This window comes from Pseudomonas bijieensis (genome assembly GCF_013347965.1).
In the GTDB taxonomy this organism is placed as follows: domain Bacteria; phylum Pseudomonadota; class Gammaproteobacteria; order Pseudomonadales; family Pseudomonadaceae; genus Aquipseudomonas; species Aquipseudomonas bijieensis.
On the sequence record NZ_CP048810.1, the window covers coordinates 2,585,207 to 2,598,868 of the forward strand.

Below are 13,662 nucleotides of genomic sequence, written 5' to 3' on the forward strand. Positions count from 1 at the left end.
TGTTCGGCGGGATAAAAAGGTGGAGTGGACGCAAGCGTACCGGGGGATTTTTCTGATCTCGCCCGCGCCACATTTGGCTTCAATTGCTACCAGTGATGCGAACGTTACCTTCCTCATGATATTGGGGGTAATGAGTAATCAATCCCCAGCTTTCGACGCTGTGTTTGCGGCCAAACGCATTCATCGGCGAATCAGGCGTGACGAAGACGGTGAGCGTGTTGTCGGCTGGGCCATTGAACGGCTGTACACGCGCATAGATTTGCATCGTCCGTTGCTTTCCGAGCCCCTTTGGCAGTTGACCATTAACAACCGTATTGGGTAACGGACCGGTGCCATAGAACCCCGTTCCAGCCTGAACCCGCTGATGCAGGTTGATGACATATTTGGGATACAGGACGACACAGCGTCGAACATTGTCCCACTCCACCGGAAGATGATCAGGCAAGGTTGTCAGTGACTGAATCGCCAACCGCAAATCGCTATAGGCTTCTGTTCGCTGCGTTTGCGCAAGCCCCCGCTGAACGCCTGCGGCATGAAGGAACAGCGCTTCGGCCTCGGCACAGGCATCCAGGTTAGGTTTGAGCAAGCGACGCGTCTTGGCAAGCGCGCTGGTCATTGCGACATGGACCATCCGCAACGACTCGAAAAACACATCCTCGGAGGCAAAACGCGAACTGACACCGCTGGTTGGAGCCGGCTCACCCTCCGGATCGAGGCCGGTCAACAACCTGTCCATCAGTGCTGGTCCGTCAGGGATGGATGATGCCGGGCCAGGACATGACCGCTCTCGCCCTGTCGAGCCCGCACGTTGGCACGCACGCGCAACGCCCGGACTTCTCGACTGACGAGGGCCTCCTGCAAGCTGAGAGCAGCCGGAACAACGTTCATGTTCATGACGTTAAGCCCGTTCATGGGCGGCGGAGGCGGAAACGGAACACCGTTGAGCCCCGCATTCTGCGGGGGTATGCCAGCATTTTGCTGAATGCCCGGGCCCTGCTGCTGGACATTCAGATGGCCACCACCTTGCACCACTTGGGCACGTACGGGTGCCGCGCCACCGGCATTTTCTGGAGGGGTCATGTTATTGCCCGTCGTCAGCCAGTTGTAGAACTGTTGTACGTAGGCCAAAACTCCATAGATCATCGTTGAGCCTCCAGGAAAATCCTTTTAGGACCGTCGAAAACACCTTGCCGGGCGGTTGTCCGTTAACGGGTGCGTTATCAATCAGACTGCCCGCTCTACCCCAGTGACCATGCGCAAGCCAAGCAGATGACTGGCTTAAACGCAAATAAGGGAGGATTTCTTTGTTTGTCGGCTCGTGCGCCAAATCCTGGGCTACGTGAAAAAACGGGTGTGAGGTAGGAATCCCTCAGGGACGGACCACGACTTTGAGTTCACATAATCGCCCCGTCTCATAATTGTGGTCTGGCTCACTGTTTTCCCGGGGATAAAAAGTGAGGGACGCAATTGCTGCAGCAGGGAATCTTCTTACGCCAACAAATGACATGCAAAGCTACAAGGCAGACACTCTGGCGTAGTAGACAGCCGGAGCGGGCCTGGAGCGGACTCAAGTACACACGAATCTGTCTTAAAAAAGCCCTAATCAATGTGACGAAAACGAAAAAGCCCCTGAAATGTTCAACCATTTCAGGGGCTTAGTCATACACAATAATGGCGGAGAGATAGGGATTTGAACCCTAGGTACTGTCGCCAGTACAACGGATTTCGAATCCGTCCCGTTCGGCCACTCCGGCATCTCTCCAGTGGCGCGCATCATACCAGCACATTCGCCGGAAGCGAACCCCCGAGCGAAATTTTTTCCGTGCTATCAGATGCTTGCGTCGATTACAGCGGCACACCAAGGCGACGGGCGACTTCTTCGTAGGCTTCGATGACATCACCGAGGCCCTGGCGGAAGCGGTCCTTGTCCATCTTCTTCTTGGTGTCCTTGTCCCACAGGCGGCAGCCGTCCGGGCTGAATTCGTCGCCCAGGACGATGGAGCCGTCGCTGAACACGCCGAATTCAAGCTTGAAGTCCACCAGCAGCAGGCCGGCGTCGTCGAACAGCTTGGTCAGCACTTCGTTGACCTTGAGGGACAGCTCCTTCATGCGGGCCAGTTGCTCGGCGGTGCCCCAACCGAATGCCACGACGTGGGATTCGTTGATGAACGGGTCGCCCTTGGCGTCGTCCTTCAGGAACAGCTCGAAGGTGTAAGGGTTGAGCTTCATGCCCTCTTCCACGCCCAGGCGCTTGACCAGGCTGCCGGCGGCGTAGTTACGCACGACGCATTCGACCGGGATCATGTCCAGCTTCTTGACCAGGCATTCGTTGTCGCCCAGCAGCTTGTCGAACTGGGTCGGCACACCGGCGGCTTCGAGCTTCTGCATGATGAAGGCATTGAACTTGTTGTTCACCATGCCTTTACGATCCAGCTGTTCGATGCGCTTGCCGTCGAACGCCGAGGTGTCGTTGCGAAACAGCAGGATCAAGCGGTCAGCGTCGTCGGTCTTGTAAACCGACTTGGCTTTGCCGCGGTAGAGTTCTTCACGTTTTTCCATGATGGGCTCCGCTTGCTAAGTAGTGGGCTAGGCGATATGTCGCCAGTCGAGCCCTGAATCTTGATCGGCCAATTGTAGCCAGTCCGGGTCGCACCCGAGGGTGTCGACAAAACATTGCCGGGCCAGCTGCGGCAGGTTGTTCTTGCTGCTCAGATGGGCCAGGACCAGGTGTTGCAGGCCTTGCCAGCCCAACTCGGCCACCAGGAACGCTGCCTGGTGGTTGTTCAAATGTCCGTGCTCCCCGCCTACCCGCTGCTTGAGAAAGTACGGGTAGTAACCACGGGCCAGCATGTCGCGGCAGTGGTTGGACTCGATCATCAATGCATCGAGGTCCCGGTAACTGTCCATGACCCTGTCGCAGTACGAACCCAGGTCGGTCAACAACCCGAAACGTCGCTCACCGTCGCTGAACACATACTGCGTCGGTTCCCGGGCATCGTGTGCCACGCTGACCACGCTGATATCCAGACTACCGATGCGCAGTTGCTCGCCACCGGCCACGAAACCGGCCGGCTCGATGGGTTTGCGCAGGCCTTCCAGTGTTCCACGGCTCAGGTACACCGGCAGATTGTAGCGCCGAGACAGCAAACCCACGCCATGCACATGGTCGGCATGTTCGTGGGTCACGAGTATCGCGCTCAGTTGCGCCGGGTGCACGCCCAGGCGCAACAGGCGCTTCTCGGTTTCCCGCAGGGAGAAACCACAATCGACCAGCACATACGTACCAGCGCTGGCTACCAGCGTGCCGTTCCCTTGGCTACCGCTGCCGAGAACGGCGAAACGCATCGGATCAGCCCAGGTTGTCCTGAATCACACTCAACACCTTGCGGGCCACATCGGCCGGCGCCACGGTGTTGATGTTCTTCTCGACGGTGACTTGGACGTTGTCGCCGACCTTGCTCAGGCGAACCTGATAACGCTCGGCGCGGGCTTCGATTTCTTCCTTGTCCGGCTTGCTACCGAACAGGCTACCGAAGAAGCCAGGCTTCTCGTCTTTCTTCTCGGCTTTCTCGGCCAGGTTGATGTAGTACAGGCCCAGGCTGCGGTTGATGTCTTCAACCCGCCACTCACCCTGCTCCAGCGCACGGCCAACGCTCGACCAGGCACGGTCCAGGTCGGAGCCGACGTTGAGCACCGGGTTGCCGCTGCCGTCTTCGCTCAGGCTGACGCGGCTCGGCGCATCGAACTCCTTGGACGCCAGCATCGAGACCGAACCGCCCTGCTCTGCGGTACGACTCATGCTGGCAAGCATGTCGTCCACCAGCGCAGCGTCGAGGCCGGTATTGACCGAACGGTTGGTGAAGGCCACGTCGGCGGTACTGCCGGCAGGTCGCTCGGCGCTGACCACATAGACTTCACTGGTGTTGCGCTGCACGCCCGGCTCGATACGCACTCGCACGCGGGTTTCGCTGTCGGCCGCGACACCGGCGGCGCTCAGGCGCTTGGCCATGGCGGCGGACAGTTCATCGGAACGCTGCCAGGTGGTGGTGAATTCGCCAGTTTGCGGGCGCTGTTCGTCCAGGCGGAAACCGTTGTCCTGGAAGAACTGGATCGCCACGGGCCAGACTTCGGCCGGTGGATGCTGGCCCATGACCCAGCTGGAATCGCCGCTCTTCTGCAGGGTGTAGTCGCTGGCGTCGGCCACGGCCGACAGCGGCTGTGGACGTGGGACGATGTACTCGCCCTTGACGCTGTCGTCGGCGACGTTGCGTGGAATCGGCAGCAGCGGATCCAGGCGCTTGGCGACGTTGACGTCTGGCGGCAGTTGCATCGGTGCAGTCTGTTGCGCTTGCAGGTAATCGCTACCCCGGTCGCGGAAATAACCTTCCGGCCCCCAGATCCATCCGCAGCCGCTGGTGCTGGAGATAATCAAGGCAAGTGCGGAAAGTCCGGCCATTCGCTTCATGCGTTGTACTTCCTCAATTAAACCAGGACGCCGGACTGGCGCATGGCCTGCCGCAGCGGTTCGTGATAAGGGGTGCTCAGCCAGGTCAGTGGCAGGCGGATGCCTTCGTGCATCAGGCCCATTTCAACCAAGGCCCACTTCACCGGGATCGGGTTGGCTTCGAGAAACAGGTTTTTGTGCAGCGGCATCAGTTTTTCGTTGAGTGCCCGCGCAGTCTCGGCGTCGCCCTTGAGCGCGGCCTCGCACAGGTCGGCCATTTCGCGCGGGGCAACGTTGGCCGTGACGGAGATGTTGCCCTTGCCGCCCAGCAGGATCAGCTCGACCGCGGTCGGATCATCGCCGGACAGCACGATGAAGTCCTTGCTCACGCCATCGAGGATGGCCTTGGCGCGCTTCATGTCGCCGGTGGCTTCCTTGATGCCGATGATGTTCGGCACGGTGGACAGGCGGATCACGGTCTCGGCCTGCATGTCGCAGGAGGTGCGGCCGGGAACGTTATAGAGGATCTGCGGGATGTCGACGGCTTCGGCAATGTGCTTGAAGTGCTGGTACAAGCCTTCCTGGGTCGGCTTGTTGTAGTACGGAACGACCAGCAGGCAGGCGTCGGCACCGGCTTCCTTGGCGTTGCGGGTCAGCTCGACGGCCTCGCGGGTCGAGTTGGCGCCGGTGCCGGCGATGACGGGGATGCGACCGTTGACCTGCTTGACCACGGCACGGATGACTTCGATGTGCTCATTGACGTCGAGGGTTGCCGACTCGCCGGTAGTACCGACGGCGACAATGGCATGGGTGCCGTTCTCAAGGTGGAAGTCCACGAGTTTGCTGAGGCTGGCCCAGTCAAGATGCCCTTGTGCATCCATGGGTGTGACCAGTGCCACCATACTGCCCGCAATCATGAAACCGCTCCTGCCGGAAAAAGAGAGCGGTAATGGTACTGGCGCCAAGATGCTTGTACAAGCGAACTACCATTCCCCTTGGCGATGGTTTTCGCTACCCTTCAGGCTTTGATCGGTACTGATAAGCTCATTCACCGGTTCCCAGCCTCCGTTTTCGTCGCCACAAGCCCCGATCCTGCGTTTGTCCTGATGCATTCCCGCCGTCCTCGGAATGCAGCGCAACCCCAGGCACAGGGCTTGAGTCGTTCGTTTATCCGGGCCTGACGCCGTGTCGAGCTGCAGAAGTACCGACCGCTCATCGCTTTAGGAATGCTGCATGTCCACCCCCACAGTCCGCGAACAATTCCTTGTTATCAGTGCCCTTGGCGCCAACCCCATGGAGCTGACTAACGTCCTGTGCCGCGCCAGCCATGAAAATCGCTGCGCCGTCGTAACCTCACGCCTGACCCGTCATGGCGAATGCAGTGCGCTCGTGCTCGAGATTTCCGGCAGCTGGGACGCCCTGGCTCGCCTGGAAGGCAGCCTGCCGGTGCTGGCCAAGAAGCATGCCTTCACCGTCAACGTGGTGCGTAGCGCCGCGCTGGAGAACCGTCCCCAGGCCCTGCCCTACGTGGCCTATGTGAGCTCGGCCTACCGTCCGGACATCATCAACGAGCTGTGCCAGTTCTTCATGGACCATCACGTCGAGCTGGAAAACCTGACCTGCGATACCTATCAGGCACCACAGACCGGCGGCACCATGCTCAATGCCACGTTCACCGTGACCCTGCCGGCCGGCACCCAGATCAGTTGGCTGCGCGATCAGTTCCTGGACTTCGCCGATGCGATGAACCTGGATGCCCTGATCGAACCGTGGCGCCCACAAAACCCAATGTAAGGAAGCGTTCATGGCCGTTGCCGTCGACCAGCCGGTTACCGATTTCCAGGCGCCCGCCACCAGCGGGCAGACCGTCAGCCTCGCCGCCCTCAAGGGCAAGCAGGTGGTGATCTACTTCTACCCCAAGGACAGCACCCCCGGCTGCACCACCGAGGGCCAGGGTTTTCGCGACCAGTACGCGCAGTTCCAGGCCGCCAACACCGAAGTGTTCGGAGTCTCCCGGGACAGCCTCAAGTCCCACGAGAACTTCAAGTGCAAACAGGAGTTCCCGTTCGAACTGATCAGCGACAAGGACGAAGCCGTCTGCCAGCTGTTCGACGTGATCAAGCTGAAAAAGCTTTATGGCAAGGAATACCTGGGCGTTGACCGCAGCACCTTCCTGATCGACAAGAACGGCGTGCTGCGCCAGGAATGGCGTGGCGTGAAAGTGCCGGGGCATGTGGATGCGGTGTTGGCGGCGGCCCAGTCCCTCAACAAAGGCTGAAATTTTTGCTGCCTGTACTGGCGCTATCGCGAGCAGGCTCGCTCCCACAGGGAATTGATTAACACCCTCAGTCCAATGTGGGAGCGAGCCTGCTCGCGATGAGGCCATCAGAATCAGCTATAGAAGCGGCGCCACAACCGGCTCCTTGCTCGGCCACGCATCCAGCACAGCCTTGAATAGCGTCGCCAGGGGAATCGCAAAGAACACCCCCCAGAACCCCCACAGCCCGCCAAACAGCAGCACCGCACAGATGATCGCCACTGGATGCAGGTTCACCGCCTCGGAGAACAGCAGCGGGACGAGCACGTTGCCATCCAGCGTCTGGATGATCCCGTAGACCGCCATCAGGTAGATGAACTGATCGCTCCAGCCCCACTGGAACAGCGCAATCAAGGCCACCGGCACGGTCACCACCACGGTGCCGACATAAGGCACCACCACCGAAATGCCCACCAGCAGCGCCAGCAGGGCAGCGTAATTGAGCCCCAGGGCGACGAAGCCGATATAAGTCACGCCGCCACAGATGAAAATCTCGATGACTTTGCCGCGGATGTAGTTGGCGATCTGCCGATTCATCTCCTGGGCCACCCGGGTAATCAGCGCCCGCTCGCGCGGCAGGTAGCCACGGACCCAACGCCCGATCATTTCCCGGTCCTTGAGGAAGAAGAACACCAGGATCGGTACCAGCACCAGGTAGATCATGATGTTGACCAGAAGCGGAAGGCTGGACAGCGAAAACGTCAGTGCCCATTGGCCGAACTTGCCAATCTCACCGCGCACCACTTCGATGGTCTGCAGCACCTGTTCATCGGACACCAGGTGCGGATAGCGCTCAGGCAACAGCAACAGCAGGGACTGCCATTTGGCGAGCATCCCTGGTAACTCGTTGAATAAAGTCACCAGTTGATGCCAGAGCAGCGGCACGATCACCACGACAAACACCACCAGCACACCCATGAACAGGGCGAACACCAGTCCAACCGCTGCCGTGCCGGGTAGCCGCAGACGCTCCAGCGTCGTGACCAACCCTTGCATCAGGTACGCCAGCACCATCCCCGCCAACACCGGCGCCAACATGCCACCCAGGGTGAGCACGGCGGTAAAGGCCAGGAACAGCAGCACCGCCAGGACCACAGCCTCTTCATCGGAGAAGTAGCGCTGAATCCAGTCGCGTAACACTTTGAACATTAAAAATCCTTAAGAGACGCTGTTGGTTTTTTCAAGCCTTTTTCAGCCAGTAACGGTAGACGCCGTTTTCGTCTTCTTCATGCAGCAGCGTATGACCGGCCAATCGGGCGAAGGTGCGAAAGTCACGCTGGGAGCCCGCATCCGTGGCAATTACCTTGAGCACACTGCCACTGGCCAGGCGATTGAGCTCCAGCTTGGCCTTGAGTAGCGGCAACGGACAGTTCAGGCCGCTGGCGTCCAGTTCGGCATCGTGGGCTACAGCATCAGTCATGGGTTCACTCCGCGGCAGGTCGTTGAGCGGCCTAGAATATCTGGTCCCGGGCCCGGTGTCCGGCTACAGTAAGGTCTTTGTCGACTAAGGCTTCGTGCATGACATTTCTGCGCCCCACCCTGCTGACGCTCGCTTGCCTGCTTGCCTCACCGGGCTTCGCCGACGACCTGCCGTCACTTGGCGACGCCAGTTCTGCCATCGTCTCGCCAGAACAGGAGCACCAACTGGGCCGCGCCTGGCTGGCCCTGCTGCGCAGCCAGGTTTCACAGCTCAACGATCCACAGCTCAAGGACTACGTCGAATCCAGCGTCTATAAGCTGGTGGAAACCAGCCAGGTCAACGACCGGCGCCTGGAATTCATCCTGATCAACAGCCCGCAACTCAACGCCTTCGCCGCACCTGGTGGAATCGTCGGGGTCAACGGCGGCTTGTTCCTCAATGCGCAGACCGAAGGCGAGTACGCCTCGGTCATGGCTCACGAACTCGCGCACTTGTCGCAACGCCACTTTGCCCGCGGTGTGGAAGCCCAGCAGCGCATGCAGGTGCCGATGATGGCCGCACTGCTGGCCGGCATCGTGATTGCCGCCGCCGGTGGCGGTGACGCCGGGATCGCGGCCATTGCCGGGACCCAGGCCGCCGCCATTCAAGAACAACGGCGCTTTTCCCGGCAGAACGAACAGGAAGCCGACCGTATCGGCATCCAGAACCTGGAGAAAGCCGGCTACGATCCGCGCTCCATGCCAACCATGTTCGAGCGCCTGATGCGTCAGTACCGGTTCGACGCCAGGCCGCCGGAATTCCTGCTGACTCACCCGGTGACCGAATCCCGGATCGCCGACACCCGCAACCGCGCCGAACAGGCCAAGCCGGGGGGCATCGAGGACAGTGTGCGTTATCAACTGATTCGCGCTCGGGTCCAACTGACCTATGAAGAAACCCCAGGCCTGGGCGCCAAGCGCTTCCGGGCACAGCTGGATGAGAACCCAAAGAACGACGTGGCGCGCTATGGCCTGGCGATCGCGCAGATCAAGGGCGGCCAGTTGAATGAAGCACGGGAGAATCTCAAGCCGTTGCTGGCCAAATCACCCAACGAGATCATCTACAACCTCGCCCAGGTGGACCTGGATATCACCAGCAACAAGCTGGCCGACGCTCAGGCCCGTGTCGACCGGATGCTGAGCCAATACCCGGGCAACTATCCGCTCAACCAGGTGCGCGTCGACCTGCTGCTCAAGCAGAACCGCCCCGCCGATGCCGAGAAAGCCCTGGAAACCCTGCTCAAGACCCGCCCGGACGATCCGGACGTCTGGTACATGGTGGCCGAGACCCGCGGGCTGTCAGGCAACATCATTGGCCTGCACCAGGCCCGTGCCGAGTACTTCGCCCTGGTGGGCGATTACCGTCAGGCCATCCAGCAACTGGACTTCGCCAAACGGCGAGCTGGCACCAACTTCCCCCTGTCTTCACGCATCGATGCCCGCCAGCGGGAACTCATGGAGCAGGAACGCATGGTCAAGGACATGATGGGCTGAGCACTGGCCAGGCAATAAAAAACCGCCTCTCTCGAGGCGGTTTTTTATGAGCCGCTAACCGGTCATTCGGCCAGCTTGAAGGTAATGAAGCTCGCACGCCCTTGACGCAGGACCCGCATCGAAACCGAACGATTCTTCGGCAACGCCTTGGCGATGTCGGTGAATTCCTTGGCGGAACCGATGGCTTGATTGTTCAGGTGCGTGATGATGTCGCCCGGCTGAAGGCCGATCATCGCGGCAGGACCATCCTGTACCTCCTTGATCACCACGCCGCCCTGCAATTCCAGGGTACGTTTCTGCTCTTCGGTCAGTTCGGCCACCGCAACACCCAGACGGTTGCTGCTACGCTCGACGCCAGACTTGGGCAGCGAATCCAGCTCCTTGCCTTCTTCAGGAATGGCCCCAACGGTCAATTCGACGTTCTTGCGCTTGCCTTCGCGAATCACTTCCAGATTGGCCTTGGCACCAGCCTTGAGGGCACCCACCAAGTGCGGCAGGTCAGCGGACATGACGATCGGTTGACCGTTCATGCTCAGGATCACGTCACCCACTTGCAGACCGCCCTTGGCAGCCGGGCCACCTTCCTGGATCTGCGCCACCAGTGCACCGGCGGGTTTCTCCAACCCGAACGATTCGGCCAGGTCCTTGTTCACTTCCTGGATCACCACGCCCAACCAGCCACGGCTGACCTTGCCTTCGCTTTTCAGTTGGTTGGAGACATCCATGGCAACGTCGATCGGAATCGCGAAGGACACCCCCATGAAGCCGCCCGAGCGGGTATAGATCTGGGAGTTGATGCCGACCACTTCACCCGCAAGGTTGAACAGCGGGCCACCGGAGTTACCCGGGTTGATCGGTACGTCGGTCTGGATGAACGGCACGTAGTTTTCGTTCGGCAGGCTGCGACCGATGGCGCTGACAATCCCCTGGGTCACGGTGTGGTCGAAGCCGAACGGCGAACCGATGGCCACGACCCATTGGCCAGCTTTCAGGTCCTGGGATTTGCCCAGCTTGAGCACTGGCAGGTCCTTGCCCTCGATTTTCAACAGCGCCACGTCGGAACGTGGATCGGTACCGATCAGCTTGGCCTTGAGTTCGCTGCGATCAGCCAGGCGTACCAGAATTTCGTCGGCATCGGCGATCACGTGGTTATTGGTCAGGATGTAGCCGTCAGGCGAAATGATGAAACCCGAACCCAGGGATTGCGCTTCACGCTGGCGACCACCGCCAGGGGAACGTGGCTGTTGCGGCATTCCGCGCTCGAAGAACTCCCGCAGCATCGGCGGCAAGCCTTCCAGGTCCGGCATCTGCTGGTCCGATACACGACGGTCCGGCAGTTTCTGGGTGGTGCTGATGTTCACCACGGCGGGCGACGCCTGCTCGACCAGTTGCGTGAAATCGGGCAATTCGACCGCCACGGCAGGAACGGCCTGGCCGAGCACAAGCACGGTGGCAAAAATGGAGAGATAGGTTTTCAAGCGTGGTATCGACATACGGCTCCCGTTACGACGAGCATGGTTAAGCGATATGGAGCAAGGAATACCGGGAAAAGATACGCCAGTATTTTTGTTCCGGGAACAGACAAGGCCAGGGCCGAGCGGCTCTGACCTATAGAAAAAAAGCTGGTTTTTTGCAAATGAAAATGCTGACAGGAAGTTTCGGCATTTCGATCAAGCCCTGGCATCATCAGCCTCTCGCGCAATCGAACCACCCGTGCAGACAGCAGGCTATTGGGTCGCCGTGACGTCGGAACGCATGGAAAGCGCGATCCGTTCCGCCGTACCGATAGGAATCTCACCGACCACCGTGACCATCATTTCGCCCTGGGGCGTCGTGAGCCTACGGGAGACGGCAGCCGTCGGGCCGAGTTGAGTACGGGTATCGGTGGCGTTGGCACCGTTCAACGGCTCCAGGAACACCGAAAAGCGCGCCAGGCCATCATCGTACATCAAGCTGTTGACCTGGATCTGGGTGTCCGGGTCCTTGCGCGCAGCACTGCTAATCAGTTCAAAGCCAGGCGGAAGCCAGTCAGAGTGCCAGGCGGTTTTCACCGCGACGGCCTTGCCCGGATCCTGCGCGACAGCCTTGCATTCGGCGCTGACTTGCAGATCACCGTCTGTCGGCGCCCCGACGCTCAAGCGGGTGAACTGGAAACGCTCGAGCAACTGGCCCTTGTCATTGAGCAACAGGGACTTGAGCGGCAGGCCGGTCTCTTTGTCCAGGTGCAGTTCGAAGCCATAGCGATGCTGATCCTTGGGCGTCAACGCCACAATGACCGCTTGACGCCCAGCCACGCGCGACTTGCCAATGACGGCAAGGTCATACCAATTCTTGAGTTTCTGCGGATCAAGCGTACGTGAGGAGCCGTCAGGTGTATTGCCCAGCCCCGCGATCAAGGAGCCGCTGACGCATTGAGTATGCCCATCAATGCGCAGGACTTCCTGTGCCGAGCCGTCGAGCTGGAGTAACCGCTCGCGGACTTTGCCATCCTGGACTCGATGCCAGATGTTATGGGTAGAGAAACTACCGTTGCGCTCGTAAACGAAAGTGCCCTGGAAGCTCTGCTGTTGCTCGGCTTGACTCAGGCGGTTCAACCAATCCTGTGCCTCATCGGCATAGGCTGGAATCGCACACCAGCCACCAAGCAGAAGCGTGAATAGAGGTATGGCGCGCAATGGTTTTCCTTATTAACGGTTTTCCAGGCTGGCGGCACGGGCATAAGGCAGTGCGCTTTCAGTACCTTTCAGGGCAGCTTGCTGAGCATGCTGACGCAGGTAGTTGGGCAGACGCTGATCATGCCAGCCAGGTTGGCCTTGCAGAACACCATTGACCATCGGGCCTGCGGTTTCCGAGCTCTCGCTGTAACCGGCCAGTACCGCTGGGCCCTTGACCTGTGGAGCAGCCAGGCTTGGCTGGTTGGATTGCTGCGCCATTTGCACGCCGGCAATCTCATCCTGGTTGTACAGGCGCACACCGGCCAGCACGGCCACGGTGACCGAAGCGGCTACCGCCAGGCGACCCAGGCTGCGCCATGGTCCGCGAGAAGCTTTTGCCGGTACGGCTTCGTCAGCCAAGGCAGCAGAAACGGCCGCAGCGATGTCCAGGCGTGGAAGCAACAAGTCCTTGTGCATCACCGCCCGGGCGATCTGGTAACGAGCCCAGGTCTCACGGGTTTCAACATCGTCGAAGGCATTCAATACCCGACGCAATTCCAGTTCGTCCGCTTCGTTATCCATCACTGCGGACAGCGATTCCTGCAGGGCTTCACGACTCATGGCGTTCCTCTCTTGGCTGTCGCCGCTGTCTCTAGTTTTCCTGCAACAAAGGTTGCAGGGCTTTATCAATGGCCTCCCGGGCGCGGAAGATCCGGGAGCGCACGGTGCCTACAGGACATTGCATGACGCTCGCAATGTCTTCGTAACTCAGACCGTCGAACTCACGTAAAGTTAAAGCCGTACGCAAATCTTCGGGCAATTGCTGGATGGTTCGATGGACAGTGCCTTCGATCTCATCCCGCAGCAACGCACGTTCCGGTGATTCGAGATCCTTGAGGCCATGATCGCCATCATAGAACTCGGCATCCTCAGAACTTACATCGCTATCCGGCGGCCGGCGGCCGCGTGAAACCAGATAGTTTTTCGCCGTGTTGATGGCGATGCGGTAAAGCCACGTGTAAAACGCGCTGTCCCCGCGAAAATTACCAAGTGCACGGTAGGCCTTGATGAAGGCTTCCTGAGCAACATCCTGCGCTTCATGGGTGTCGTGCACGAAACGCACGATCAACCCGAGAATTTTGTGCTGGTATTTCAGCACTAGCAGATCGAAAGCTCGCTTGTCGCCGCGTTGAACGCGCTCGACCAGCTGCTGATCCTCTTCCTGGGTTAGCATGAACACTCCTCGATAAGCTCGAAGGAGGCTTGCATTACTAATTGACCGGGCTTGCAAACAT

Annotated in this window: 15 protein-coding genes and 1 tRNA gene; 3 read left to right on the forward strand and 13 right to left on the reverse strand. The window is 59.7% G+C overall.

Annotated features, from left to right (window positions below; all coding sequences use genetic code 11):
- Positions 1-79: 79 nt before the first annotated feature.
- The 7 genes from GN234_RS11135 to dapA form a co-directional block, all read right to left on the reverse strand.
- On the reverse strand, positions 80-736 hold the full coding sequence (locus GN234_RS11135; protein WP_176688481.1) for a hypothetical protein: 657 nt from the start codon (positions 734-736) through the stop codon (positions 80-82).
- Positions 736-1,143, reverse strand: coding sequence for a hypothetical protein (locus GN234_RS11140; protein ID WP_176688482.1), 408 nt, complete (start codon positions 1,141-1,143; stop codon positions 736-738). Before GN234_RS11140 ends, GN234_RS11135 begins: the two co-directional genes overlap by 1 nt.
- 529 nt (positions 1,144-1,672) lie before the next feature.
- Positions 1,673-1,762 (reverse strand) — tRNA-Ser (locus GN234_RS11145).
- Positions 1,763-1,845: 83 nt separating this feature from the next.
- Positions 1,846-2,559 (reverse strand): phosphoribosylaminoimidazolesuccinocarboxamide synthase, encoded by a 714-nt coding sequence (gene purC, locus GN234_RS11150; protein ID WP_116831670.1) that lies wholly within the window; start codon positions 2,557-2,559, stop codon positions 1,846-1,848.
- A gap of 27 nt (positions 2,560-2,586) precedes the next feature.
- Complete coding sequence (locus GN234_RS11155) at positions 2,587-3,345, reverse strand: MBL fold metallo-hydrolase (protein ID WP_109755881.1); 759 nt, start codon at positions 3,343-3,345, stop codon at positions 2,587-2,589.
- A 4-nt stretch (positions 3,346-3,349) separates the two neighbouring features.
- The gene (gene bamC, locus GN234_RS11160) at positions 3,350-4,465 is read right to left on the reverse strand and encodes an outer membrane protein assembly factor BamC (protein WP_176688483.1); all 1,116 of its coding nucleotides are present in this window, start codon (positions 4,463-4,465) and stop codon (positions 3,350-3,352) included.
- Between the two features lie 17 nt (positions 4,466-4,482).
- Positions 4,483-5,361 carry a 4-hydroxy-tetrahydrodipicolinate synthase gene (gene dapA, locus GN234_RS11165; RefSeq protein ID WP_176688484.1) on the reverse strand — a complete coding sequence of 293 codons (879 nt, stop codon included), beginning with the start codon at positions 5,359-5,361 and terminating at the stop codon, positions 4,483-4,485.
- 316 nt (positions 5,362-5,677) lie between these two features.
- On the opposite strand from dapA, the gene GN234_RS11170 reads away from it, so the two are divergent.
- A complete protein-coding gene (locus GN234_RS11170; protein WP_003184325.1) occupies positions 5,678-6,238 on the forward strand; it encodes a glycine cleavage system transcriptional repressor in 561 nt (186 codons plus the stop codon).
- A 10-nt stretch (positions 6,239-6,248) separates the two neighbouring features.
- The gene (locus GN234_RS11175) at positions 6,249-6,722 is read left to right on the forward strand and encodes a peroxiredoxin (protein WP_109755883.1); all 474 of its coding nucleotides are present in this window, start codon (positions 6,249-6,251) and stop codon (positions 6,720-6,722) included.
- A 117-nt stretch (positions 6,723-6,839) separates the two neighbouring features.
- On the opposite strand, the gene GN234_RS11180 is transcribed toward GN234_RS11175, so the two are convergent.
- Complete coding sequence (locus GN234_RS11180) at positions 6,840-7,910, reverse strand: AI-2E family transporter (RefSeq protein ID WP_109755884.1); 1,071 nt, start codon at positions 7,908-7,910, stop codon at positions 6,840-6,842.
- Positions 7,911-7,941: 31 nt separating this feature from the next.
- Entirely contained in the window at positions 7,942-8,181 is a 240-nt protein-coding gene (locus GN234_RS11185; protein ID WP_109755885.1) for a sulfurtransferase TusA family protein, read from the reverse strand.
- A 98-nt stretch (positions 8,182-8,279) separates the two neighbouring features.
- Here GN234_RS11185 and GN234_RS11190 point away from each other — a divergent pair, with 98 nt between their 5' ends.
- Positions 8,280-9,713 carry a M48 family metalloprotease gene (locus GN234_RS11190; RefSeq protein ID WP_109755886.1) on the forward strand — a complete coding sequence of 478 codons (1,434 nt, stop codon included), beginning with the start codon at positions 8,280-8,282 and terminating at the stop codon, positions 9,711-9,713.
- 62 nt (positions 9,714-9,775) lie between these two features.
- Here the strand turns inward: GN234_RS11190 and GN234_RS11195 are convergent, their stop codons facing one another.
- The 4 genes from GN234_RS11195 to rpoE form a co-directional block, all read right to left on the reverse strand.
- Entirely contained in the window at positions 9,776-11,206 is a 1,431-nt protein-coding gene (locus GN234_RS11195; protein WP_109755887.1) for a DegQ family serine endoprotease, read from the reverse strand.
- 234 nt (positions 11,207-11,440) lie between these two features.
- On the reverse strand, positions 11,441-12,388 hold the full coding sequence (locus GN234_RS11200; protein WP_176688485.1) for a MucB/RseB C-terminal domain-containing protein: 948 nt from the start codon (positions 12,386-12,388) through the stop codon (positions 11,441-11,443).
- A 12-nt stretch (positions 12,389-12,400) separates the two neighbouring features.
- Positions 12,401-12,988, reverse strand: a complete 588-nt coding sequence (locus GN234_RS11205; RefSeq protein WP_109755889.1) for a sigma-E factor negative regulatory protein — start codon at positions 12,986-12,988, stop codon at positions 12,401-12,403.
- Between the two features lie 31 nt (positions 12,989-13,019).
- The gene (rpoE, locus tag GN234_RS11210) at positions 13,020-13,601 is read right to left on the reverse strand and encodes an RNA polymerase sigma factor RpoE (RefSeq protein WP_003172477.1); all 582 of its coding nucleotides are present in this window, start codon (positions 13,599-13,601) and stop codon (positions 13,020-13,022) included.
- Positions 13,602-13,662: the final 61 nt, after the last annotated feature.

What these genes read in the sequence shown, in the direction of transcription:
- GN234_RS11175 (WP_109755883.1), top strand. Translation starts at nt 6,249, where the DNA reads ATGGCCGTTGCCGTCGACCAGCCGGTTACCGATTTCCAGGCGCCCGCC.
- GN234_RS11135 (WP_176688481.1), bottom strand. Translation starts at nt 736, where the DNA reads ATGGACAGGTTGTTGACCGGCCTCGATCCGGAGGGTGAGCCGGCTCCA.
- GN234_RS11195 (WP_109755887.1), bottom strand. Translation starts at nt 11,206, where the DNA reads ATGTCGATACCACGCTTGAAAACCTATCTCTCCATTTTTGCCACCGTG.
- GN234_RS11180 (WP_109755884.1), bottom strand. Translation starts at nt 7,910, where the DNA reads ATGTTCAAAGTGTTACGCGACTGGATTCAGCGCTACTTCTCCGATGAA.
- rpoE (WP_003172477.1), bottom strand. Translation starts at nt 13,601, where the DNA reads ATGCTAACCCAGGAAGAGGATCAGCAGCTGGTCGAGCGCGTTCAACGC.
- dapA (WP_176688484.1), bottom strand. Translation starts at nt 5,361, where the DNA reads ATGATTGCGGGCAGTATGGTGGCACTGGTCACACCCATGGATGCACAA.
- GN234_RS11140 (WP_176688482.1), bottom strand. Translation starts at nt 1,143, where the DNA reads ATGATCTATGGAGTTTTGGCCTACGTACAACAGTTCTACAACTGGCTG.
- GN234_RS11185 (WP_109755885.1), bottom strand. Translation starts at nt 8,181, where the DNA reads ATGACTGATGCTGTAGCCCACGATGCCGAACTGGACGCCAGCGGCCTG.
- bamC (WP_176688483.1), bottom strand. Translation starts at nt 4,465, where the DNA reads ATGAAGCGAATGGCCGGACTTTCCGCACTTGCCTTGATTATCTCCAGC.
- GN234_RS11205 (WP_109755889.1), bottom strand. Translation starts at nt 12,988, where the DNA reads ATGAGTCGTGAAGCCCTGCAGGAATCGCTGTCCGCAGTGATGGATAAC.
- purC (WP_116831670.1), bottom strand. Translation starts at nt 2,559, where the DNA reads ATGGAAAAACGTGAAGAACTCTACCGCGGCAAAGCCAAGTCGGTTTAC.
- GN234_RS11190 (WP_109755886.1), top strand. Translation starts at nt 8,280, where the DNA reads ATGACATTTCTGCGCCCCACCCTGCTGACGCTCGCTTGCCTGCTTGCC.
- GN234_RS11170 (WP_003184325.1), top strand. Translation starts at nt 5,678, where the DNA reads ATGTCCACCCCCACAGTCCGCGAACAATTCCTTGTTATCAGTGCCCTT.
- GN234_RS11155 (WP_109755881.1), bottom strand. Translation starts at nt 3,345, where the DNA reads ATGCGTTTCGCCGTTCTCGGCAGCGGTAGCCAAGGGAACGGCACGCTG.